The 21,706-nt window shown below is 70.5% G+C and carries 14 protein-coding genes and 1 pseudogene; 7 read left to right on the forward strand and 8 right to left on the reverse strand.

All coding sequences use genetic code 11. The features are described from left to right. The first annotated feature begins 5 nt into the window (after nt 1-5). Complete coding sequence (gene menE / locus IG99_RS12900) at nt 6-1,508, forward strand: o-succinylbenzoate--CoA ligase (RefSeq protein WP_037673173.1); 1,503 nt, start codon at nt 6-8, stop codon at nt 1,506-1,508. A gap of 8 nt (nt 1,509-1,516) precedes the next feature. Then, the gene (locus tag IG99_RS12905; RefSeq protein ID WP_037673175.1) at nt 1,517-1,972 is read left to right on the forward strand and encodes a MaoC family dehydratase; all 456 of its coding nucleotides are present in this window, start codon (nt 1,517-1,519) and stop codon (nt 1,970-1,972) included. Nucleotides 1,973-2,065: 93 nt separating this feature from the next. Here the strand turns inward: IG99_RS12905 and IG99_RS12910 are convergent, their stop codons facing one another. The 7 genes from IG99_RS12910 to IG99_RS12940 form a co-directional block, all read right to left on the reverse strand. Beyond that, on the reverse strand, nt 2,066-3,730 hold the full coding sequence (locus IG99_RS12910) for a PHP domain-containing protein (RefSeq protein WP_037673177.1): 1,665 nt from the start codon (nt 3,728-3,730) through the stop codon (nt 2,066-2,068). Nucleotides 3,731-3,756: 26 nt separating this feature from the next. Continuing rightward, nucleotides 3,757-5,604: a LamG-like jellyroll fold domain-containing protein gene (locus IG99_RS12915; RefSeq protein WP_037673179.1), complete on the reverse strand. Its 1,848-nt coding sequence runs from the start codon at nt 5,602-5,604 to the stop codon at nt 3,757-3,759. A 46-nt stretch (nt 5,605-5,650) separates the two neighbouring features. Next, entirely contained in the window at nt 5,651-8,638 is a 2,988-nt protein-coding gene (locus IG99_RS12920) for a glycoside hydrolase family 2 TIM barrel-domain containing protein (protein ID WP_051865295.1), read from the reverse strand. After that, the gene (locus IG99_RS12925) at nt 8,635-9,474 is read right to left on the reverse strand and encodes a carbohydrate ABC transporter permease (RefSeq protein ID WP_037673181.1); all 840 of its coding nucleotides are present in this window, start codon (nt 9,472-9,474) and stop codon (nt 8,635-8,637) included. Before IG99_RS12925 ends, IG99_RS12920 begins: the two co-directional genes overlap by 4 nt. Nucleotides 9,475-9,485: 11 nt before the next feature. Further along, nucleotides 9,486-10,457: a carbohydrate ABC transporter permease gene (locus tag IG99_RS12930; RefSeq protein ID WP_037673183.1), complete on the reverse strand. Its 972-nt coding sequence runs from the start codon at nt 10,455-10,457 to the stop codon at nt 9,486-9,488. Further along, on the reverse strand, nt 10,457-11,743 hold the full coding sequence (locus IG99_RS12935) for an ABC transporter substrate-binding protein (protein WP_037673185.1): 1,287 nt from the start codon (nt 11,741-11,743) through the stop codon (nt 10,457-10,459). Before IG99_RS12935 ends, IG99_RS12930 begins: the two co-directional genes overlap by 1 nt. A 70-nt stretch (nt 11,744-11,813) precedes the next feature. Then, nucleotides 11,814-12,833 (reverse strand): carbohydrate kinase family protein, encoded by a 1,020-nt coding sequence (locus IG99_RS12940; protein WP_037673188.1) that lies wholly within the window; start codon nt 12,831-12,833, stop codon nt 11,814-11,816. Nucleotides 12,834-12,982: 149 nt separating this feature from the next. On the opposite strand from IG99_RS12940, the gene IG99_RS12945 reads away from it, so the two are divergent. From IG99_RS12945 to IG99_RS12965, 5 genes are all read left to right on the forward strand, one after another. Further along, a complete protein-coding gene (locus IG99_RS12945) occupies nt 12,983-13,747 on the forward strand; it encodes a DeoR/GlpR family DNA-binding transcription regulator (RefSeq protein ID WP_037673191.1) in 765 nt (254 codons plus the stop codon). Further along, nucleotides 13,744-15,081, forward strand: coding sequence for a 6-phospho-beta-glucosidase (locus IG99_RS12950; protein WP_037673193.1), 1,338 nt, complete (start codon nt 13,744-13,746; stop codon nt 15,079-15,081). The genes IG99_RS12945 and IG99_RS12950 overlap by 4 nt, the downstream gene beginning before the upstream one ends. 73 nt (nt 15,082-15,154) lie before the next feature. Beyond that, on the forward strand, nt 15,155-18,208 hold the full coding sequence (locus IG99_RS12955) for an alpha-mannosidase (RefSeq protein ID WP_037673197.1): 3,054 nt from the start codon (nt 15,155-15,157) through the stop codon (nt 18,206-18,208). Between the two features lie 2 nt (nt 18,209-18,210). Then, the gene (locus IG99_RS12960) at nt 18,211-19,461 is read left to right on the forward strand and encodes an alpha-L-fucosidase (protein ID WP_037673198.1); all 1,251 of its coding nucleotides are present in this window, start codon (nt 18,211-18,213) and stop codon (nt 19,459-19,461) included. Nucleotides 19,462-19,757: 296 nt separating this feature from the next. Then, nucleotides 19,758-20,279, forward strand: a complete 522-nt coding sequence (locus tag IG99_RS12965; RefSeq protein WP_037673199.1) for a cupin domain-containing protein — start codon at nt 19,758-19,760, stop codon at nt 20,277-20,279. A 183-nt stretch (nt 20,280-20,462) separates the two neighbouring features. On the opposite strand, the pseudogene IG99_RS45310 reads toward IG99_RS12965, so the two are convergent. Beyond that, nucleotides 20,463-21,545 (reverse strand): annotated as a pseudogene (locus IG99_RS45310) (ATP-grasp domain-containing protein); the annotation flags it as partial. Between the last annotated feature and the right edge of the window lie 161 nt (nt 21,546-21,706).

Genomic DNA, 21,706 nt, shown 5'->3' on the forward strand with positions numbered 1-21,706 from the left:
AGTAGATGCGCAACGAGGGACTGGGGTCGTGGCCCGCACGACGGGCCCGCAAGACTCCGCACCGCACGGCCCTGATCCACGGCCGCACCTCGCTCACGTACGCGCAGTTGTACGAGCGCACGACCCGCCTCGCGCACGCCCTGCGCGCCCGGGGCGTGCGCCGCGGCGACCGGATCGCCTACCTCGGCCCGAACCACCCCTCCTACCTGGAGACGCTGTTCGCGGTCGGCACCCTCGGCGCGGTCTTCGTCCCGCTCAACACCCGCCTCGCCGGACCCGAGATCGCCTATCAGCTCGCCGACTCCGGAGCCAAGGCCCTCGTCTACGCCCCCTTGCACGCGGGACTCGTGGCGGGCCTGCCGGCCGACACCGACGTACGGACGTACGTCGAGGTGGGCGCCGAATACGAGGAGGCGGTGGCCCGCGCCGGCGCGGACGCCATCGACGAGCCGGTCGCTCCCGACGACACCTGCATCATCATGTACACCTCGGGGACGACAGGCCGCCCCAAGGGTGCCATGCTCACCCACGGCAACCTCACCTGGAACGCGATCAACGTCCTCGTCGACACCGACCTGATCGCCGACGAACGCGCCCTGGTCTCCGCCCCGTTGTTCCACACGGCGGGGCTGAACATGCTGACCCTGCCGGTGCTGCTCAAGGGCGGCACCTGCGTCCTGGTCGAGGCCTTCGACCCGGACGCCACCTTCGAGCTGATCGAACGGCACCGGATCACCTTCATGTTCGGGGTGCCGACCATGTTCGAGCAGGTGGCCCGGCATCCGCGCTGGCCGGAGGCGGATCTGTCCTCCCTGCGCATCCTCACCTGCGGCGGCTCCCCGGTCTCGACCCCGCTGATCGCCGCCTACCAGGAGCGCGGACTCACCTTCCTCCAGGGTTACGGCATGACGGAGGCGTCCCCCGGCACGCTGTTCCTGGACGCCGAACACGCGGTCAGCAAGGCGGGTTCGGCGGGCGTGCCGCACTTCTTCAGCGACGTACGCGTCGTAGGCCCGGACCTCGCACCCGTCGACGTCGGCGAGACCGGCGAGGTCATGGTGCGCGGACCGCACGTCATGCCCGGCTACTGGGGGCTGCCGGAGGAGACGGCCGCCTCCTTCGCCGACGGCTGGTTCCGCAGCGGCGACGCGGCACGGATCGACGAGGACGGCTACGTCCACATCGTCGACCGCATCAAGGACATGATCATCTCAGGTGGGGAGAACGTGTACCCCGCCGAGATCGAGGACCAGCTCCTCGCCCACCCGGACATCGTCGAGTGCGCGGTCATCGGCGTACCGGACGAGAAGTGGGGCGAGGTGCCGCGCGCGGTCGTCGTCCCCCGCGAGGGCGCTTCGCTGGATCCCGACGAGGTGCTGGCCTCCCTGTCCGGCCGGCTCGCCAAGTACAAGATCCCCAAGTCGGTCGTGGTCGCGGACGAACTTCCGCGCACGGCCTCCGGAAAGCTCCTCAAGTCCCGTGTCCGTTCCCGGTACGGCAACAGTTAAGGAACCCCATGAGCATCACCGTCAACGGCCTCGACGAACTGAAGAAGCTCGCGGGCAGCGACCTCGGCACGAGCGAGTGGATCGAGGTCACCCAGGAGCGCATCGACACGTTCGCCGACGCTACCGGTGACCACCAGTGGATCCATGTGGACCCCGAGAAGGCCGCGCAGGGCCCGTTCGGGGCCCCCATCGCCCACGGTTACCTGACCCTCTCCCTCTTCATCCCCCTGTTCACCGAGCTGCTGGACGTCCAGGGCGTCACCACGAAGGTCAATTACGGGCTGAACAAGGTCCGTTTCCCCTCGCCGGTGAAGGTCGGCTCCCGTATCCGCCTGATCGGGAAGCTGAGCGAGGTCGAGGACGTGCCGGGCGGGGTGCAGATCACCGTCGACGGGGCGATTGAGATCGAGGGTGGGGCCAAGCCGGCGGCGGTGTTGCAGAGTCTGTCCCGGTTCTACGCGTAGGGCCCGCCGGGGGCGCGGGGTTGTTCGTCGCTGGTCGCGCCCACGCGGCGGAGCCGCACATCGACACAGCCCCGCGCCCCTGCGGGGCGCTTTTCAGCCCACGACGTCCACGAAGACCGGGTTGGAGTAGAACCAGGTGTCCTCCCACGGGTCGCCGTTGCCCGGCTCGTGCGGGATCGGGCCGTGCGGGTCGATCGACGCGCCGAGGTAGCCGGCTCCGTTGCGCTTGCCGTCGCTGCCGCGCAGGCGGACGTAGAAGGACTCGTCCCCGGCGGTGACGGGGATGCGCAGGGTGTACGTGCCCGTGCGGCCGGACACGTCGACCGTGCGCGCGACCTTGGTGTCGGGCGCGCGCCAGGTGTCCCGGTCGGACACGGGGCCGCGCACGGCACCGCGGATGACGTCCACGTGGGCCAACTCGGGCAGGATTCCCTGCGTGTTGGGGCGGGACGCGGTCGTCACGGTCACGTTCAGCGTCAGCTTCTCGCCCCTGCGCGCCCGCAGCCGCCCGCCCAGCGTGACACCGCGGCCCGCGTCGCAGTTCCGCTTCAGCCGTACGTCGAGCCCGTCCAGCAGATGCCCGTGGTCGAGCCAGACCCGGCCCGCGCGCAGCCCCGCCATCACCGCGCGGTAGCCGTAGCGGGTCACGCCCACGTGGGTGCGGCTGAACTGGCCGGGCCAGAAGTCGCCACCGGGCTGCGGGGAGTCCGTGTTCACGGGGTCGGGGATCTTGCCGGTGTTGTCGAAGTTCTGCCCCGGCAGCCAGTCGCCGTTCTTCCACGTGTCGAAGACGACCCGGTGGACGTCGGAGTTCGTGGTGATCGTGAACAGCTTGCCCTCGGCGAGCATCGCGTCCCACATGCCGCCGACCGTCGCCGTCATCCAGTCGAAACCGCCGTACAGCACGTACGTGTCCTCCGGATACCCGGCCCAGGAGTTCACGGACGGCTTGTTGGTGTACTCGCCGCGCTGTGAGGTGGGGCCCTCCCAGCCGGGGATGCCGCCGCCCTGCGCGCCGGGCGCGCCCTCCATGCCGATCACGATCTCGGGAGCCGCGTCCCGCCAGTTGCGCATCTCGTGCGGGGAGTCGATGCCCAGCCGCATCGGATGGTTGGCGAAGACGAGCACGTCGTCGACGTATCCGGTATGGCGCTGTTCGGCGAGCCACTGGATCGCCTTGACCGCGTGCGCCTCGTTGCGTGCCGTGTTCGGGTTGTCCGGGGCGCCGTCCGTGTAGTTGAGCAGCTTGCCGTCGTAGGCCAGCTCGAACTGGGTGAGGACGTCGACCTCGTGGGGACCGGGCGCGGCGAAGACCGTGCAGTGCTCGGCGGCCGGGATGTACCACTCCAGGCCCTGGAAGATCAGCTGGCGGGGGTTCTCGGCGCGGGCCTTGAGGATCTCCTTGTGCTCCATGGCGGCGCCGTACCAGGCGTGCCCGAAGTTGGAGTGCTCGTTGAACACCATCCAGTCCAGGCCGTACTTGGCGGCCGCGGTCGCCAGCTGGGAGAAGGTGTACTTCGCGTCGTGGCTGTAGACGCTGTGGACGTGGTGGTCGCCGACGAGGTAGGCGAGCCCCGGATCGTTGCCGCCGTAGCCCTCGGCGGCGGCCGCCTCCGGCATCGCCAGCGAGCCGAGGGTGAACGCGGCGCCGAACAGGCCCGCGCGGCACAGGAGTTGACGGCGGGAGACGCCCTGGGCGTCGAGGTCGGCGGGTGGGACGGTCGGGTCGGCCCAGCTGGGCAGCTGCTGCTCGGTCATGACGTTCCTCCGGGGTGGCACATGCGTCAGTGGTTCATGAAGCTGGTGACGGGCAGCGCCCGTGCGACGATCCGGACGTCACCGAGCCGGCCGTGCAGGATCTGGTCGATCTTGCCGGCGTACTCGTAGCCGCCCAGCAGCCAGGGCAGCCCCACCGAGGTCAGGCCGACGGCGGCCGCCTTGGGGTTGCGGACCACCGGGCAGCCCTCGACGTACAGCGTGGTGTGCGTGCCGTCGTTCACGACCGCGAGGTGCCACCAGGTCTCCAACGGGGTCTCCTGACCCCAGTTGGTGGCGATGCCCTCCTGGTTGAGCGGGCGCACGGCCCACTGCGGCTCGCGGTCGTTGGACAGCGACAGCGTGGCCAGCGGCTCATCGGGGTCGTCGGCGGTCTTGCCGGCGGCCCCGCCCGTGCCCGTACGGCTGACGATGCCGGACCAGGCGTGGTGGTCCGGGTCCCAGTCGGCGGGGAGGCGGTAGAACGCCTCTAGGGTGTAACCGTCCTTGAACGCCGTCGAGTTGAGCGGCGCCGCGTCGACCGTGCGCAGATACGCGCCCTTGAGCGGCGACTTGAAACCCTGGAACTCCAGGCTGCCGTGGCCCGGCTGGTCGGGGTGGTGGTCGGCCGAGAAGCTCAGCGCCCCGCCGCCCACCGTGACGAGCGTGAGGTCGTTGCCGCGCCCGGACAGGTCACGGACGGTGCCGGTCACCGGCGTACCGTCCTGGTGCCCGTCGAAGCGCCAGTAGGCGACCGTGCCGGGGACGACCACCTTGGACACGGGCCGCGCCGCACGGGCGGGCACCGGAGCGAAGCCGGCGAAGCGTTCCGGGAAGTCGATGTCGACGGAGAACCGGTCGGCGTCCCCGCTCAGTTCGATCTCCTGCCGTTCCAGCTCGTTGAGCCCCTTCGCGGCCCGGCCCAGGATCCACGGGGAGACGGTCTCCACGTCGATGACGTTCCGGTCGAGGTCGAAGCGGTAGAGACGGATCATCGCCGCGCCGCCGAAGTACCGGTTCTGGTAGTTCGTCAGATGCAGGTGGACGTCATGTCCGGCCGCGTTCTTCCGGGTCGCCCGGGCCGCCGGCCAGTAGTGGCCGTTGAGGGTGAGGAAGATCTGGTCGTGATTCTCGACCAGCCGGTCCCACAGCTGCTGCCCGTACTCGGAGAGCGAGTCGTCCTCGACGACCAGCTCGTGCGTGGTGAGGATGACCGGCGTCCTCGGGTGCCGTGCGATGACCTCCTCGGCCCAGGCGTACCCCTTGTCCGACAGCCGCCAGTCCAGGGCCAGCACCATCCACTCCCGTCCGGCGGCCCGGAACAGGTGGTAGGTGTTGTAGCCGTCCGGCGAGGCACCCCCGAACGTCGGCTTCCCCTGGAACCGCTGCGCTCCGAAGGCCCCGAGGTAGGGGGTCGCGCCGCGCTGGTCGTCCGTGGACGACTTCACGTCGTGGTTCCCCGCCAGGACGCTGTAGCCCACGCCCCGGCGGTCGAGCAGTCCGAACGCCGCGCTGATCGCGTCGACCTCGGCCTGGGCGCCGTTCTGGGTGAGGTCGCCGAGGTGCGACAGGAAGACGAGGTTCTCGTCCTCGCCGTGTTCCAGCAGATACCGCAGGGACGCCTCGACCGGTGCCCGGTCGATGCTCGGCCCGTCGAAGAGGTACTGGGTGTCGGGCATGACGGCGAGCGTGAAGCGGCGGCTTTCCGGGTCGGGCCGCCACCTGTCCGGCGACGCGGCCTCAGCGGTGGCCGGGAGGGCGACCCCGGCCGTGGCGAGGGCTCCCAGCAGCGCGGTCGCCCGCAGGAAACCGCGTCTTCCGGCACCGGCCTGCCCGGCCTCGCCCTGGTCGTGCTCATGGGCATGGGAATTGCACACGTGTTGCTCCGTGGGAAGGGAAGTGACAACGAAGCGTGGGGGGTTCTCAGAGCACGCGCAGCGTCCAGCTCCAGCGATGGACACCCGGTGCGACCAGATACGAAGGGAAGGTGTCGGGGCCGCACGAGGCCGTGCCGAGGCCCCGGTGCGCCGCGTCGATGTGCACCACGCAGCCGGGCCGCGGTACCAGCTCGTCGTGGTGCGTGGCCGCCGTCAGGTCCGCGGCGCGGTAGCGGGTGACGCAGACCTGGCGGGGCTCGTCGAGTGCGACCGTGAGACCGGTGGCGTCCGGCGCGGACAGCGTGAAGCGCCGTACGCCGTGCCGGCCGCCGCTCTCCTGCGGGCGCAGATAGGGAGTGAACAACGCGTCCACGGGGACGGAGTGGTGGCCCACGGGCGCACCCGCGCCGCGGTCGGGGTACGACTCCCAGGGACCCTGACCGAACCACTCCAGCAGGTCGAGGCCCGGCACCGTCTCGAACACGGAGCCGACCCGCGCCACGTCATGCAGATCGTCCGGCAGCTCCGCCCACTCCTCGACGCGGACCCCGCCCTCGACCGGCGTGAACACCTGTCGGTGACGTACGGCCGCGATCGCCCCGGCGTACTCGGCGAGCACCGTCACGCCCGGCCCGTCCCGGTGCACGGAGACGACCTTGCGCACCATCGAGTCGAGCCCCCAGGCCCGCCAGCGCAGCGCGGCCCCACCCAGCTCGTCGTTGTCGGTGGGCGCCCGCCACAGTGACAGCGTGGGCGCGACCGTCAACAGCGGATGCGACAGCAGCCCGTCGTCATCGACCTCGACGGAGCCCGCATCAAAGGATTCGGCCTCCGCACCGTCCGTCGCCGTCGCCATCGCCGTCGCCAGCGGCCGCTCCGCCGCGCGCAGCCGTACCTGAGGTGCGCACACCTCCGTGCCGCGCGGTGCCCACGGCAGGTCTTCCGCCGTCGTCACACGCAGCGTCAGCCAGGCCTCGCCCCCGCTCTCCGGCAGCTCGAACGGCATCGGCACCGCCGCCGTCCCGCCCGGCCGCAGGTCGGGCAGCTCGGCTCGCGCGGTCAGGGTGCGGCCGTCCGCCGACGACAGCTCCCACTCGGCGGACAGCCAGTCCAGGCCCCGGAAGTGCTGGTGGTTGGAGAGGACGACCCCCTCGTGCCGGAAGCAGTCGATGCGCACCGGCGCGGCGATCTCCCGGTGCTCGTACATCACCGGCTTGGGCGTGCGGTCCGGGAACACGATCCCGTCGGCGATGAATGCCCCGTCGTGGATCGTCTCGCCGAAGTCGCCGCCGTAGGCCCAGCGATGGCCGGGTGCGGTGACACCGTTGTCATACAGTCCGGCGCCCCCACGCCCGACCGGTCTGCCGTCGTTCACACGCTGGAGGATGCCGTGGTCCCAGAACTCCCAGATGAAGCCGCCCTGAAGACCCGGGGTTGCCTCGATGGCCGCCCAGTGGTCGGCGAGCGTGCCGTTGCTGTTGCCCAGGGCGTGCGAGTACTCGCACTGGATGAGCGGCTTGGTCTGCTCCCCGGACAGCGCGTGCGCCACGCAGTCCTCCAGCGGCGCGTACATGGGGCAGGCGATGTCGGAGGCGAGGTCCGGGTCGGCCCAGCCGCGTTTGGCGGCCCCCTCGTACTGCACGGGCCGGGTCGGATCGTGCCGGCGCACCCAGCCCGCCGCCGCGTCGTGGTTGGCGCCGTAGTCGGACTCGTTGCCCAGCGACCAGATGATCACCGACGGGTGGTTCTTGTCCCGCAGGACCATCCGTGAGACCCGGTCCACGAACGCGCCGAGATACCTCGGGTCGTCGGCGATCTCATGGGCGTGGTCGTGGGACTCGATGTCCGCCTCGTCCACGACGTAGAACCCGAGCTCGTCGGCGAGCTCGTACAGCGCCGGGTCGTTCGGGTAGTGCGCGGTGCGGATCGCGTTGAAGCCGAAACGCTTCAGCAGGACGAGGTCGGCGCGCATGTCGTCCTGCGACACCGTCCGGCCGGTCAGCGGATGGAAGTCGTGCCGGTTGACGCCCCGGATGAACACCCGCTCGCCGTTGACCAGCAGGTCCCGGCCGACGATCTCGACGTCGCGGAATCCGACGCGGTGGCGGGAGGTGTCGGCGACCGTGCCGTCGGCGCGGTGCAGCCGCACCGTCAGGTCGTACAGCTCGGGCGTCTCGGCGGTCCAGGTCCGCACCTCGGGCACGGTGGCGCGCAGCCGCGCCTCGCCGAGGAAGTCGGAGACCCGCTCCTCCTCGGCGTTGACGCGGTCGAACTCCCGGTCCCGCGTGAGCGGGTGACCGTCGAGGTCCCCGCTGACACTCCAGCCCTCGGGCAGCGCGCCCCGAGCGTCCCGCACCTGGCAGTCGACCCGGAGCTGTCCGTCCCGCCGCGCCCGCACGGTCACGTCGGCGAGCCGCAGCGGGTCGGTCGCGTACAGCAGCACGGACCGGGTGATCCCGCCGTGCCACCACTGGTCCTGGTCCTCGATGTGCGAGGCGTCCGACCACTTCACCACGGTGAGCCGTACGAGCGTGCGCCCGCCCGGCCGCACCAGATCCGTCAGCTCGAACTCGGCGGCCAGATGGGAGTCCTTGGAGATGCCGACGGGCCGCCCGTCCACGTGCACGAGCAGCACGCTCTCGGCGGCCCCCACCTGGAGCACGATCCGCCTGCCCGCCCACTCGGCGGGCACGTCGACCGACCTCTCGTAGACGCCCGTCGGGTTGGTGGCGGGCGATCCGGGCGGGAACTCGGCGAACGGCATCCGGATGTTCGTGTACTGGGGCAGGTCGTCGGTGCCCTGGAGAGTCCAGGCCCCGGGTACGTGAGCCGACGACCACTCACCGCCGACCGGCGCGTCCGGAGCGGGCAGCAGCTGGAAGCGCCAGTCGCCGTCCAGGGAGAGGCATCCGGAGCGCCGGTCGACGGCGTTCATGGGGAGCCGTCCCCAGGAGGTGACCTCGGGGGCCTCCCAGGGGCGCAGGGCGAGCAGGGGATCGACGGCCCCCGGCCCATTGGTCGTGTGAGCGTTCATCCCCGCACCGCCCCCTTGCCGAGGTCGCCGATGATCTGCCGGGCACCGATCGCGAACACGATCAGCAGCGGGACGAGGGCCAGCAGCGCGCCGGTCATCACCATGCCGTAGTCCGTCGTGCCGTGGACGCCGTTGAGCTGGGACAGCGCGACCTGGAGGGTGACGTTGTCGGGGTTGGTGAGGGCGATCAGGGGCCAGGCGTAGTCGTTCCACTGGCCCATGAAGGTGAAGATGCCGAGGAAGGCCAGGCCCGGTCGGACCACGGGGAGCGCCACGTGCCAGTACTGACGCAGGAAGCCCGCCCCGTCCAGCTTGGAGGCGTCGAGCAGTTCGTCGTGGATGGCGCTCCGCATGTACTGGCGCATCCAGAAGATGCCGAACGCGTTGGCCGCCGCCGGCACGATCAGCGCCGACATCGAGCCGATCCAGCCGATCTTCGACATGATCACGAACTGCGGGATCACCTGGAGCTGGGTCGGCACCATGAAGATCACCATCAGCAGCGCGAACAGCACCTTGCGGCCGGGGAAGTCGAACTTGGCGAAGACGAACGCGGCGAGCGAGTCGAAGAACAGCACGAGGAACGTCACCGAGCACGCGACCAGCAGCGAGTTGAACATCGAGCCGAAGAAGTCGATGTTGTCGAAGAGGCTGCGGACGTTCTGCAGGAAGTGCGTGCCCGGCAGCAGCTTCGGCGGGTAGGAGAAGATCTCGGTCGTCGTGTGCGTCGACATGATGACGGCCCAGTAGAACGGGAAGGCCGACAGCACCACACCGACGATCAGCGACAGATGCAGTCCGATGCCCCGGCGCCCGGAGCCCTTGAGGGATGCCATGGTGTGCGGCCTCACTGTTCTTCGCCCCGGCGCTGCACCAGGCGCCAGTTGATGATCGAGAAGAGGACGACGACGAGGAAGATGCCCCAGGCCACGGCCGCGCCGTAGCCGAAGTCGTTGTTGTCGAAGGTCTGCTGGAAGAAGTAGAGGACCATCGTCCGGCCCGCGTGGTCGGGACCGCCCGAGAACGTCGAGTCGTTGGAGGTGTTCTGCAGCAGCACCTGCGGCTCGGAGAAGCTCTGCAGACCCGTGACGGTGGAGACGACGAGCACGAACAGCAGCGTCGGCCGCAGCAGCGGCAGCGTCACCCGGAAGAACGTCTGCACGGGACCGGCGCCGTCGATGCGCGCCGCCTCGTACAGATCGCTCGGGATGGTCTGCAGGCCCGCGAGGAAGATGATCGCGTTGTAGCCGGTCCACTGCCACGTCATCAGCGTCGCGACGGCGACCTTGATGCCCCAGGGTGTGTTCAGCCACGCCACCTGGTCCAGCCCGACCGCCTGCAACAGGGCGTTGATCAGGCCGAAGTTGGTGGAGAACACCGAGCCGAAGATGATCGCGACGGCCACCACCGAGGTGACGTTCGGCAGGAAGTAGGCGAAGCGGTAGACGTTCTTGAACCGGACCGCCGAGTTGAGCATCACGGCCGTGACCATCGCCAGGAAGATCATGGGGAAGGTGGCCAGCGCCCAGATGACGATCGTGTTCCCGATGGAGCTCCAGAAGTCGCTGTCGCTCAGCAGGTACCGGTACTGCGACAGGCCCGCCGACTCCATCGCGCCGAGACCGTCCCAGCGGTGGAACGACAAGTAGAGGGAGAAGCCGACCGGGATCAGGCCGAAGCAGAGGAAGAGCAGGTAGAAGGGGGAGATCGCGGCGTAGAGGTGCCAGTACTTGCGCAGGCCCGTGCGGGGCCTGGCCGCGGGCGTCTCCACGACGGTCTTGGGGGACTGGGGCGTCCGCACTGCGGGGGCGGTGGCCATCAGTAGCTCACCCCCAGGTGCGCCGCGATCCGCCTGCACTTGCTCATGGCGTCCTTCCAGGCCTTCTCGGGGTTCTTGCCGAGGACGCCGACGTTCTTGATCTCGTCCTTGATCGGCTGCCCGAGCGCGACGTCGAACGGGCTGTTGTAGGCGACAGCGATCTTCTGCGCGGCGGGCCCGAAGACGTCCATCGTGACCTGACCGCCGAAGAAGGCGTCGGGCTCGCGCAGCTGCTTCAGGCCGTACGAGGCGGGGGTGGAGGGGAAGAGACCCGCGTCGACGTAGCCCTGCGCCTGGTTGCCCGCGTCGAGCATCCAGCTGATGATCTCGAAGGCCCGCTCGGGCTCCCGGCACTCCCGGGTGATCGACAGGAACGATCCGCCGTTGTTGGCGGGCCGCACCGGCATGTCGGCGACCCGCCACTTGCCCTTGGTCTTCGGCACGCCGTTCTTGATGTCGTTGCCGGCCCAGGAGGCGCCCAGCTGGCTCGGCAGCTTGCCCTCCTCGATCGCCGACAGCTGGTCCGGGGTGCCGTTGACGAGGTTCGAGACGATCCCGCGCCGCTTGGCCTGCACGGCGAGCGCCCAGGCGTCCCGCACATGCTGCTGGTCACCGATGAAGTGACGGTCCTTGTCGACGTACCGCTTGCTGCCCTGCTGCACCGCGTTCTCGAAGACGCTGTTGACGTCGGTGAGCAAGTACGTTCCCGGGATCCGCCGCTTGAGCCGCTCACCGGCCGTGAAGAACTTCTCCCAGGTGTTCAGCTCCTGGGACACGTCGGCCGGTTCGTACGGCAGCCCCGCCTTGCGGAACACCTCGTACTGGTAGAAGTGCGCGACCGGGCCGCAGTCGATCGGGAAGCCGATCATCGAGCCGTCGTCGGCGATGCCCTGGTCCCACTTCCACGGCAGGTACTGGGCTCTGTATGCGTCCGCGCCGAGTGTGCGCAGGTCCACGAACTGGTCGGCGTTGGGCAGGTAGGACGCCATGTCCTCGCCCTTGAGCCCCGCGATGTCGGGGACGTGGGCGCGGCCCGCCATCGTGGTGATCAGCTTGGAGCGGTAGTAGCCGCCGATCTTGACGGCCTTGAGGTCGACCGAGCTGTTGTAGCGGGCCCTCGCCTTCTTGATCACCGTGTCGCCCAGGCCGCCGTCCCAATACCACAGGACCATGTTCCGGCCGGTGGAACCGGTCGGGACGGCACAGCCGGACGCCAGGCCGCCGAGCGCGGTCGCGGCCGAACCGGCCACTCCCGCGCGCAGCAGGCCTCTTCGTGAGAGCCGCACAGCTCCCACCGCCTTTCGGATCTTCTCGGTTCTTGCATGGGGGGTGAGTGGTGCCGAGTAGTGCAGGGGGTCAGTGATGCCGTGCCGGTGGGGTGACGGGCGCGTACCGGACGGGAGCGCCGGCGTCCTTCGGCAGCCGGTCCGCGAGGAAGCCGTAGGCGGCCTTGAGTCCGGGGTCGGTCAGCGACCGCCACCAGCGGTCGACGCCGTACCAGCCGGGGGCGGCCAGCGCCCCGCTGTGGTGCCGGACCGACAGGCTCGCGGCGAGCACCGCGAACCGCAGCCGCTCCGCCAGCGGCCAGCCGCCGAGCGAGGCGGCGACGAAGCTCGCGCCGAAGACGTCCCCCGCACCTGTGGCGTCCAGGACGTCCACGGCGAGGGCGGGGACCTCGGCGTACTCGCCGGTCGTCTGGTCGACGGCGACCGCGCCGTCGCCGCCGCGCGTGACCACGGCCACCGGCACCAGCTCGGCGAGCGTCCCGAGGGCCGCGACCGCGCTGTCCGTCCGGGTGTACGCCATCGCCTCCGTCTCGTTCGGGAGGAAGGCGTGGCACAGCGCCAGCTGTGCGAGGAGGTCCCGGGACCACTCCTGGGTGGGGTCCCAGCCGACGTCGGCGTAGATGTGGGTGCCGTTCGCGGCGGCCTTGGCGAGCCATGCGCGCGGCTCGGCCTCCAGGTGCACCAGGGCCGTGCGCGCCTCGGGCGGGTCGCCCACCAGCTCGTCCTGCGAGTACGGCGGTTCCTGTCCGTGGGTGACGAGCGCCCGGTCGTGGGCGTAGGCGAGGGAGACCGTGACCGGGGTGGGCCAGTCGTCGGCGACCCGCGAGAGCGAGAGGTCGACGCCCTCCTGACCGGCAAGGACCTCCTGGCAGTGGGCGCCGTAGAAGTCGTCGCCGAAGACCGTCGCGAGCGAGGTGCGCAGGCCGAACCGGGACGCGGCCACCGCCAGGTTGGCGATACCGCCGGGACCGGAACCCATCCCCGAGGTCCAGATCTCCTCGCCCGGTGTGGGCGGCTTGCCGAGACCGGTGAGGACGAGGTCGTAGAAGAGCAGCCCGGTCAGCAGCACATCGGGCCGGTCGTCGTCCACGCGCAGGCGTCCTTTCGGTCGGGGTGGGGAGAGATCGTCAAAACTCTTCAACTTGGTGACCGGAATCGTTGCGCCGCCTCGGAGATTGGTCAATACCCGAGCAGAAGCGAGCATGGAAATGATTGAAGATGACGAGTAGTGTTCACGCCGTGCTGGCAGAACGACGACACCAACTCATCCTGCGCGCCCTGCGCTCCGGGGGCCCCGCGGCAGTGACCGATCTCTCCGTACAGCTGGGTGTGAGCCCCGCCACCGTTCGGCGTGACCTCCTCAAACTGGAGGAAGAGGGCCTCCTCACCCGGGTCCACGGCGGCGCCGTGATGGAGGAGGGCGACCAGCCCTTCGCCGAGGTCGCCGAGGTGCGCGTGCCCGAGAAGGACGCCATAGCCGCTCACGCGGCGGCGATGGTCGAGGACGGTCAGTCGGTTCTGCTCGACATCGGCACCACCGCCTACCGGCTGGCCCGACAGCTCCACGGCCGCCGGCTCACCGTGATCACCAGCAACCTCGTGGTCTACGAGGAACTCGCCGACGACGAGGGCATCGAACTGGTGCTGCTCGGCGGCATGGTCCGCCGCGAGTACCGCTCCCTGGTCGGCTTCCTCACCGAGGACAACCTGCGCCAGCTGCACGCCGACTGGCTCTTCCTCGGCACCAGTGGAGTGCGCCCGGGTGGGCAGGTGATGGACACGACGGTCGTCGAGGTCCCGGTGAAACGGGCCATGATCAAGGCCGGTGACCAGGTCGTCCTGCTCGCCGACGCGGCGAAGTTCCCGGGTACGGGCATGGCGCGGGTCTGCGGTCCCGAGGAGCTGGACGTGGTGGTGACGAACGCGCCGGTGAACCCGGCGACGCGGTCCTCCCTGGAGGAGGCGGGCGTCGAGGTGGTCGTGGCAGGAAAGGTGCAAGGGTGAAACTGACGATTCTGGGTGGCGGCGGGTTCCGGGTGCCGCTCGTGTACGGGGCGCTCCTGACGGACCGCGCCGAGGGACGGGTCACGGAGGTCGTCCTGCACGACCTGGACGACGGCCGGCTGCAGGCGGTCGCCCGCGTCCTGTCCGAACAGGCGGCGGCCGTCCCCGACGCCCCCACCGTGACCGCCACCACCGACCTCGACGAGGCCCTTCGCGGCGCCGACTTCGTCTTCTCGGCGATCCGGGTCGGCGGCCTGGAGGGCCGGGCGAACGACGAGCGGGTCGCGCTGGCGGAGGGGGTCCTCGGGCAGGAGACGGTCGGCGCGGGCGGCATCGCCTACGGCCTGCGCACCGTCCCCGTCGCCGAGGACATCGCCCGGCGGGTGGCCCGCCTCGCCCCCGACGCCTGGGTCATCAACTTCACCAACCCGGCCGGACTGGTCACCGAGGCCATGTCCCGCCACCTCGGCGACCGCGTCATCGGCATCTGCGACTCGCCGGTCGGCCTCGGCCGCCGTATCGCCCGCGTCCTCGGCGCCAACCCGCGGGACGCCTGGATCGACTACGTCGGTCTCAACCACCTCGGCTGGGTACGCGGTCTGCGGGTCGACGGCCGGGACGAGCTGCCCCGGCTGCTCGCCGACCCCGACCTGCTCGGCTCCTTCGAGGAGGGCAAGCTCTTCGGCGTCGACTGGCTGCGCTCCCTGGGCGCGATCCCCAACGAATACCTGCACTACTACTACTTCAACCGCGAGGCCGTCCGCGCCTACCAGCAGGCCGACAAGACCCGCGGCGCTTTCCTCGCCGATCAGCAGGCCCGCTTCTACGAGGAGATGCGCGACCCCGGCGCGGCCGCCCTCACGACCTGGGACCGCACCCGCGCCGAGCGCGAGGCCACCTACATGGCCGAGAACCGGGAGAGCGCGGGCGCGGGCGAACGCGACGCCGACGACCTCTCCGGCGGCTACGAGAAGGTGGCCCTCGCCCTGATGCGGGCCATCGCCCGCGACGAACGCACCACCCTGATCCTCAACGTGCGCAACCAGAACACCCTCTCGGTGCTCGACGGGGACGCCGTCATCGAGGTCCCCTGCCTGGTCGACGCCAACGGCGCCCACCCGGTCGCGGTGGCCCCGCTGCCCGACCACGCCACCGGCCTGGTCTGCGCGGTCAAGGCGGTCGAGCGCGAGGTGCTCGCCGCCGCCGCGTCCGGCTCGCGTACGACGGCCGTCAAGGCGTTCGCGCTGCACCCGCTCGTCGACTCCGTCAACGTGGCCCGGCGCCTGGTCGAGGGGTACACGTCCGTCCACCCGGGCCTCGCGTACCTCAAGTAGGCTCCCGGCGGTAAGCGCTTTCCCCGAGCACTCGCCCCGCCCTCCTCTCCACACCCTTCTCCCGGAGACCTTCATGCACGACGAACGCCGCCGCATCGAGGAGCGCGTCGAGCGCGTCCACAACCAGCGCATCAAGCCCGCGATCTACGCGGCCACCGTCCCCTTCGAGGTGGAGGCCTGGCAGGCTCCGGGGGAGCCGGTCCCCTTCGAGGAGGCCGCGGCCGCCCGCTACCAGCCCTTCGCCATGGAAACCCCCTGGGGCCCGCCCTGGGGCACCACCTGGTTCCGCATGCGCGGCCAGGTGCCCGCCGAGTGGGCCGGTCGGCGCGTCGAGGCGGTCATCGACCTCGGCTTCGTCGGCGACTGGCCCGGCAACCAGGCCGAGGCCCTGGTGCACCTGCCCGACGGCCGTCCCCTGAAGGCGGTCAACCCGCTCAACCAGTACGTGCCGATCGCCAACCCCGCCACCGGCGGCGAGCAGATCGACTACCTCGTCGAGGCGGCCTCCAACCCCGACATCCTCGCGAACGACTTCGCCGGGCCGACCCCGCTCGGCGACGTCCTGACCGCCGGCGACAAGCCGCTCTACGTCTTCAAGCGCGCCGACATCGCCGTCCTCGACGAGCAGGTCTGGCACCTCGACCTCGACCTGCAGGTGCTGCGCGGGCTGATGGTCCACCTCGGCGAGCACGAGCCCCGCCGCCACGAGATCGCGCACGCCCTGGACCGGGCCATGGACGCCCTCGACCTGGACGACATCTCCGGCAGCGCCGCGGCCGTCCGCGAGGTGCTCGCCCCCGTCCTGGCCAAGCCCGCCCACGCCAGCGCCCACACCATCTCCGGCGTCGGCCACGCCCACATCGACTCCGCCTGGCTGTGGCCCATCCGCGAGACCAAGCGCAAGACGTCCCGCACCTTCTCCAACGTCACCTCGCTCGCCGACGAGTACGACGACTTCATCTTCGCCTGCTCCCAGGCCCAGCAGTACGAGTGGGTGCGCGACCACTACCCGCACGTGTGGGCCCGCATCCAGGAGTCCGTGAAGAAGGGCCAGTGGGCGCCCGTCGGCGGCATGTGGGTGGAGGCCGACGGCAACCTGCCCGGCGGCGAGGCGATCGCCCGCCAGCTGGTCCACGGCAAGCGGTTCTTCATCGAGCACTTCGGCATCGAGACCAAGGGCGTCTGGCTGCCGGACTCCTTCGGCTACACCGCCGCCTACCCGCAGCTCGCCAAGCTCGCCGGCAACGACTGGTTCCTCACCCAGAAGATCTCCTGGAACCAGACCAACAAGTTCCCCCACCACACCTTCTGGTGGGAGGGCATCGACGGCACCCGCATCTTCACCCACTTCCCGCCGGTCGACACCTACAACGCCCGCTTCAGCGGCGAGGAGATGGACCGCGCCGTACGCAACTACTCCGAGAAGGGCGGCGGCACCCGCTCCCTCGCCCCGTTCGGCTGGGGCGACGGCGGTGGCGGTCCCACCCGCGAGATCATGGAACGCGCCCGCCGGCTCGCCGACCTGGAGGGCTCGCCCAAGGTCGTCATCGAGCACCCCGACGACTTCTTCGCCCAGGCCCGCGAGGAGTACCCGGACGCCCCGGTCTGGAACGGCGAGCTCTACCTCGAGCTGCACCGCGCCACCTACACCTCCCAGGCCCGCACCAAGCAGGGCAACCGGCGCAGCGAACACAAGCTGCGGGAGGCCGAGCTGTGGGCGACCACCGCGGCCCTGCACGCGCCGGGCTACACCTACCCCTACGAGAAGCTGGACCGGCTGTGGAAGACGGTGCTGCTGCACCAGTTCCACGACATCCTGCCCGGCTCGTCGATCGCCTGGGTGCACCGCGAGGCGGAGGCCGAGTACGCCCGCGTGGCACAGGAGCTGGAGGCCCTGACGGCCGAGGCGATCACGGCGCTGGGCTCCGGAGGCACCCGGGTGTTCAACACGAGCCCCTACGACCGCGCCGAGGTCGTGCGCACCTCCGCGGGCGCCCCCGCGTACGTCGAGGTGCCCGCGAACGGCAGCGCACCCCTCGCCGCCGCCGAGGCGCCGCGGCCGGTGACGGTCTCCGGCGGTGTCCTCGACAACGGACTGGTGCGGATCCGGGTCGCCGACGACGGCACACTGTCCTCCGTGTACGACCTGCGGGCGGAGCGTGAGGTCCTCGCCGGCCCGGGCAACCTGCTGCGCCTGCACACCGACCTCCCCAACTACTGGGACGCCTGGGACATCGACAAGCACTACAAGAACCGCTACACCGACCTGCTGGAGCCAGACTCGGTGACCGTCGTCGAGGAGGACCCGCTGCTCGGCGCGATCCGTGTCACGCGCTCCTTCGGCAAGGGCTCCACGATCACCCAGACCATCACCCTGCGCGCCGGAAGCCCCCGCGTCGACTTCGAGACCGACATCGACTGGCACGAGGCCGAGAAGATCCTCAAGGCCGGCTTCCCGGTGGACGTCCGCGCCGCGCACTCCTCCGCGGAGATCCAGTTCGGCCACGTCCAGCGCCCCACCCACACCAACACCAGCTGGGAGGCGGCCCGCTTCGAGGTCTCGGGCCACCGCTGGGTGCACGTCGGCGAGCCCGGCTACGGCGTCGCCGTCATCAACGACTCGACGTACGGCCACGATGTCTCCCGCACGGTCCGCGAGGACGGCGGTACGACGACGAAGGTCAGCCTCAGCCTGGTGCGCGCTCCGCGCGTCCCCGACCCCGAGGCCGACCAGGGCAGGCACCGCTTCACCTACTCCCTGCTGCCCGGCGCGACCATCGAGGACGCCGTCGCCGAGGGCTACTCGCTCAACCTGCCGCTCAGGGTCGCGGAGTCGGCGGGCGCCCCGGAGCCGGTCGTCTCCGTCACCGGCGAGGGTGTGACCGTCGAGGCGGTCAAGCTCGCCGACGACGCGTCCGGCGATGTCGTGGTCCGCCTGTACGAGTGCCGCGGCGGACGCGCCCAGGGCGTGCTGCGCACCGGCTTCCCGCTGGCCGGCGGCCAGGTCACCGACCTGCTCGAACGCCCGCTGGAGAACGCGGACATCGCGGACGACGGAGGAGTCGCGGTCTCGCTGCGCCCCTTCCAGGTCCTCACGCTCCGTCTGAAGCGCGCCGGAGAGAACTGACCATGCCGATGCAACCGTGGTTCGACGACGCCAAGTTGGGGATCTTCATCCACTGGGGCATCTACGCCGTCGACGGCGTCCAGGAGTCCTGGTCGTTCTACGACGACATCGTGCCGCACGACCGGTACATGTCCCAGCTCGACCGCTTCACCGGCGCCCACTACGACCCGCGGGCCTGGGCGAAGCTCTTCGCGCGGGCCGGCGCCAGGTACGCCGTCCTGACCAGCCGCCACCACGACGGCGTCGCCCTGTGGGACACCGCGTACGGCGACCTCAACCTGGGCCGCGACTACCTCTCCGGCTACGCCGAGGCATTGCGGGAGGAGGGGCTGAAGGTCGGCCTCTACTACTCGCACTCGGACTGGAACCACCCGGACTACGCCACCACGCGCAAGCCGGGCCGCCCGCCGGAGATGGAGGACAACCGCTACTCCGAATGCGCGGCCGAGGACGAGGACCTGGACGCCTGGGAGCGGTTCATCGCCTACCGCGACGGCCAGATCCGCGAACTGGCCTCCCGCTACCGCCCGGACCTGATGTGGTTCGACGGTGAGTGGGACCGCAGCGAGGAGCAGTGGCGCATCCCCGAACTCGCCGCGCTCATCCGCTCCTACACGCCCGACGTCGTCTTCAACGCCCGCATGCTGAGCGAGGGTGACTACGCCACGCCCGAACTGGGCGCTCCGATCGTCCCGCCCGAGGGGCCGTGGGAGCTGTGCCTGACGATCAACGACTCCTGGGGCTTCCAGCACCACGACCGCAACCACAAGTCGGTCGACCAGCTGATCCGCTACTTCGCCGAGACGATCGGCGGCGGTGGCAACCTGCTGCTCAGTGTGGGACCGCGGGAGGACGGCACGATCCCCGAGGAGCAGGCCGAGCGGCTGGAGGGGCTGGGCGACTGGATCGCAAAGCACGCCGAAGCCGTTTACGGCACCGTGCGGGGGCTGCCCGCGGGCCATCATTACGGACCGAGCACCCTCTCCAAGGACCGCCGCACGCTGTATCTGGTCCTCTTCGACGCCCCGCGCGCCGAGATCAACGTGCGCGGGCTGCTCAGCAAGGCCCGCCGGATCACGGTGCTCGGCAGCGGCACGGAACTCTCCCACCGGATCACCGGCGGCCTGCACGAGACACCGGGAATGCTGTGGATCGAGCCGCCCACCGGGGCCGACCTCGACCCGCACGCCACGGTGCTCAAGGTCGAACTCGACGGAGAACTGGAGATCTACCGCGGCTCGGGTCGCTTCTGATCCCGCAGTCGGCATCGTCACCGCGTCGGACACCAAGTCGGGTCGGCCGGTCGCTCCCCCGTTCCAGCGACCGACCGACCCGCCCCCCCCGATTCCCCCGTGTCCCCCGATTCCCCCGTGCCCCCCGTGTCCCCCCCCGAGGCCCCCGTGCTCCCCCTGCCCTCACTCTTAGGAGCGCGCTGCCCGCGTCCTGATACACCCGGGGAGCAGAAGTCGTCCAAGTCGCGGATTGACCCAGGTTTCCAAGAGCCAATTGGCCCCTGAGGCAGGTCACTTGGCGGCCTAGAGCCGTATGCGTGACGACGACGAAGAAGACCCCCACCACGCAGACCAGGCCCTTCGAGCCGGTCCTCACCCGCGCCGCGGACGCCGAGACGACGAGCGACCCCAGCAGCGTGATGACCCTTTTCGCGGACTCGGGCAACACCGGCGGCCGCCTGACCAGTTACCGGTCGACGTTCGCCGAGGGAGCGGTCGGCGCGCCCGCCCATCTGCACACCAAGGCGTCCGAGCTGTTCTTCGTGATCGACGGACGGCTTCAGGTCCTGGTGGGCGAGGAGGTCACCGTCCTGGAGGCAGGCGACTTCCTCCTGGTGCCGCCGTACACCCCGCACGCCTTCGCCGCCGCGCCCGGCGCGACGGCCGACGCGCTGTTCGTCTTCACGCCGGGCGCCGACCGCTTCGACTATCTGCGGCTCCTCGGCCGGGTGATGCGCGGCGAGGCCGACCCGCAGGAGATCAAGGACTCCTCCGAGCGCTTCGACAACCACTACGTCGACAGCCCCGCCTGGCGCGAGGTGCTCGCGGCGCGGGGCTGACGGGGTGAGGTGACCGACGTGAGGGCGCGGGGAACTGTGCGACCAGCCACGCGCAACCGGCACCTGGCCGGTTGGCCAGTGCCGGCAGTGCCTTCGCGGCGCTCTCGACGGACTCCGCCGGCGCCGCCTCGGCGTGGCTTCGCGGCGCTCTCGACGGACTCCGCCGGCGCCGCCTCGGCGTGGCTGCGCCGGCAGCGCCTGCAGCAACGGCCCCGCCTCGATGTCCCGCTGCTGCGGAATCGACACCGGCCGCAGCGGCCGCGCCCCCGACACCACCGTGTAGTCCTGCCCCAGGAACGGCGGCACGACCTCCCCGGGGTCCTCACCCAGCGCCAACTGCACGGCCGCCCAGGGCGCGTTGATCCCACACAGGGACAGCTGGTGCAGCCCGCCCGCCGGGCGGGTGTTGACGTCCATCAGCACAGGCTCGTCGCCGAACATCCGGAACTGGATGTTGGACAGGTAGTGCAGCCCGAACCCCTCGGCGATCCGCCGCGCCGGCTCCAGCCACCGCTCGTGCAGCGTGAAGCCACGACGACGGCCGTTCTTGGTGCGGCCGACGGCGAGACGGACGCGGTTGTCCGGCCCGGTGAGACAGTCGACGGACACCTCGGGCTGCTCGAGACGCGGCATCACCAGCCAGTCCACCGGTTCCTCGGCCTGCCGCAGCGCCTCGACGACCGTGTCCAGCTGCACGTACGGGGTCGGGAACCCGTTGAGATGGGCGAGTGAGAAGGGGGCACGCGTGATGACACGGAAACCCACCCCGCCGGCCCCGGACGCCGGCTTGAAGCACGCCTTGTAGCCGCCCTCCTCCAACTCCTCGACAGCGCTGAGGAGTTCGTCGGGGGTCCGCACCCGGTGCCAGGGCGGCACGGGCACGCCGATCGCCTGAACCGCCTCGTAGGCGATCACCTTGTCGTGGAAGACGGCCACGGCCTCCGGCGGCGGCGCCAGCAGCGCCGTGCCGACCGCCGCGAAGTCGGCGCGGTGCGCCACGATCGCCGCCTGGTGCAGCCGGGGCACGAACACGTCGATGCCGCGGCGCTGGCACTGGTCGAGGGCGAACTCGACGTACGCGGCCGGGGACAGGCCCTCCGGCTCCAGCTCGGCGGTGTCGGCGGCGGCCAGGACGGGGGAGTCGGCGTCGCCGTGCGTGGCATGGATCTCGACGGCCCGATCGCTGGGATTTCGCCGCAGCTGATCCATGAAGAACACGTTCTCCGCGTACGTGCGGTTGAGCCAGACGCGTACGCGAGAGACCATGCAGGCCGCCTTTCGGGGGTGTGCGGGCACGGCGAAGCGGGGCCGTGCCCGGCCAGGGTGTATGGAGGGACACCAAACCGCCCCTGTTGAAGGGGAGTGAACTCGGTGGTGTTGGGGGCGATCATACGGCTTCCCGGGGCCCCAGCGTGCAACGTGCGTGT

The sequence above is a fragment of the Streptomyces griseus subsp. griseus genome (genome assembly GCF_000720255.1).
GTDB lineage: Bacteria > Actinomycetota > Actinomycetes > Streptomycetales > Streptomycetaceae > Streptomyces > Streptomyces griseus_I.